The organism is Tabrizicola sp. (genome assembly GCF_030694085.1).
Taxonomy (GTDB): domain Bacteria; phylum Pseudomonadota; class Alphaproteobacteria; order Rhodobacterales; family Rhodobacteraceae; genus Tabrizicola.
In genome coordinates, this window is record NZ_JAUXZE010000064.1 from 1 (window position 1) to 2,416 (window position 2,416).

The window sequence follows — 2,416 nt, forward strand, 5'->3', positions numbered from 1 at the left end:
TATTGAGCGACAATTATCTTGTCTGGTCTAGCGACAATTAACTTGTCTAGTTGATCTGATAGAGTTCTGCACAGCAAACCATAAGGAGGCGCTGTGTCAGGTAATCACATTTCAGATAAACAGGTTAATTTATATATGACACAAAGAGCTAAGCACAGTCAGGTGATTGCTGCAGCCAAGAGCGGCATTTCATCACGCACTGCCAGTCGCATCGACAACCAGATTCACCAACCCAAACAAGCCAATCGTCATTGGCGTACCAGAGAAGATCCGCTGTCTGTCATATGGGAGCCGATTGTGCTGCCATTATTACAACAGTCCGATGGCCTGACCCCGATTGGGATATTTGATTACCTGTGCGAACAGCACAGTGATCAGTTTGATCCTAGAACACGCCGCACTCTGGAACGACGCATCAACCGCTGGCGACAATTACACGGCAGCGCTAAAGAAGTGATGTTTACGCAAACCCATGCGCTTGGCGCACTCGGCATTGCTGATTTTACTGTGGTCAAAGAATCAGTGACCATTGCCGGCGTGCCGCTGAAACATAGGCTGTTTCATTATCGCTTGGTCGCCAGTCGCTGGGGTTATGCCCAAGTCGTCTATGGCGGCGAGAGCTTTACGGCGCTATCTGATGGATTGCAGCGTGCATTTGTTGCCAGTGGCGGCGTGCCGCATGAATTACGCACCGACAGTTTAAGTGCGGCCTATAAGAACCGTCAGCAACAACATGATTTTACCGAACGTTATGCGGATCTATGCCGGCATTATGGGGTAAAGCCTAGCCGTAATAACCGGGGTGTCGCGCATGAGAATGGCGCCATTGAATCGCCCAACAATCATCTTAAAAAACAACTGCATCAAGCGCTGTGAGTGCGCGGCAGTCATGACTTTAACAGCCGTGAGGACTATGAGGCTTTTGTGCAAAACCTGCTCAAGCAACGTAATCGTCGCATCCACAGCGCCTTTCTGGAAGAGCAGCGACAATTACAACCCTTACCCGCGACACAGCGCGTCAATTACACCGAACATATTCTCAGCGTCAGCCGTAACAGCACCATCACGATCAAGCACGTCCTTTATAGCGTGCCTTCAAGACTGGTTAGCAGTTGCGTACGGGTGCGTCTATTTGATGCCAAGTTGGAGCTGTGGTGTGCAGGTGAGCATACCTTGACCCTGACTCGCTTGTTCTCGTCATCAGGCATTCGTCAACGCAACATTGATTACCAACATGTGATTGAATCATTAGTGAAGAAGCCACGTGCCTTTCGTTTTGCTAAATGGCGTGATGACCTGCTACCCAATGAGGACTATCGGCGTATTTGGCAGCGTGCGGATAATGAACTACCCGCCGATGACGCCTGTAAATATATGGTAGGGCTATTACACCTGGCTAAAAAGGCAAACTGTGAAGATGCCTTGGGGCGTTACGCCCTTGCGCAGATAGAGCAGGCCAGTCGTTTCAGCTTGCTTGACTGCCAGCAACGGTTCTTAAACGTCATCCCGATCATTCCCAGTCTGCGCATACAGCAACATGCGTTAAGTGATTACCAAGCCTTATTGGCAAAGGTACCAGCCTAATGAATAGCCCAACACTTAACACGCATAACGCTTCATTGCCGCTCATGCTTAAACAGTTGCATTTGGCTTCCATTAAAACGCATTGGCAGGCGATGGCACAAAAAGCCATCACTGAACATTGGGCGCCTGATCAATACCTGGCAGAGCTGCGCCATATCGAATTGTTGGCACGTGAAGACAAGCGCCTTCAGCAATATCTCAAGGATGCCTCGCTCCCAGTAGGCAAACAATTGGGCAGCTTTGACTTCAGTGTATTGCAGGGTGTAACGCCGGTACAGGTCAATCAACTGATTCAGCAGAACGGCTGGGTTAAAACGGGTGGCAATTTATTGGTATTTGGCGCCAGTGGCGTTGGTAAAACCCATTTGGTGAGCAGTATCGGCTATGGTTTGGCTGAGGCTGGCATCAGGGTTAAATTCATGGCGGCGACCGCATTGGTACAATTGCTGCAACGGGCCAAAGCTGAACTCAAACTCACTGAGGCGCTCAATAGGCTCGATAAATACGCAGTATTGATTGTGGATGATATTGGCTATGTCAGAAAAACGGAACAAGAAAGCAGTGTGCTGTTTGAATTGATCGCACATCGTTATGAGCGTCACAGCTTAATCATCACGTCCAACCAGTCATTTGAGGACTGGGATAAATTGTTTGATGATACGGTCATGACGGTCGCTGCTATTGATCGCTTGATTCATCATGCCACCATCATTCAGTGTGAAGGAGGCAGCTACCGAAGAAAATCATCTATGCAAAAACAGTAGTAAAAATCTCAGCGTCAACTAGACAAGATAATTGTCGCTGAACTGGACAAGATAGTTGACGCGCTACA

1 protein-coding gene and 1 pseudogene are annotated in these 2,416 nt (G+C 48.6%); both read left to right on the top strand.

Annotation, left to right across the window (positions count from 1 at the left end; translation table 11 throughout):
- The first annotated feature begins 93 nt into the window (after positions 1-93).
- A pseudogene (gene istA, locus Q8M85_RS15145) lies at positions 94-1,584 on the top strand (IS21 family transposase).
- The gene (gene istB / locus Q8M85_RS15150; RefSeq protein WP_305327048.1) at positions 1,584-2,348 is read left to right on the top strand and encodes an IS21-like element helper ATPase IstB; all 765 of its coding nucleotides are present in this window, start codon (positions 1,584-1,586) and stop codon (positions 2,346-2,348) included. Before istA ends, istB begins: the two are co-directional and overlap by 1 nt.
- The last annotated feature ends 68 nt before the right edge of the window (positions 2,349-2,416 follow it).

What these genes read in the sequence shown, in the direction of transcription:
- istB (WP_305327048.1), top strand. Translation starts at nt 1,584, where the DNA reads ATGAATAGCCCAACACTTAACACGCATAACGCTTCATTGCCGCTCATG.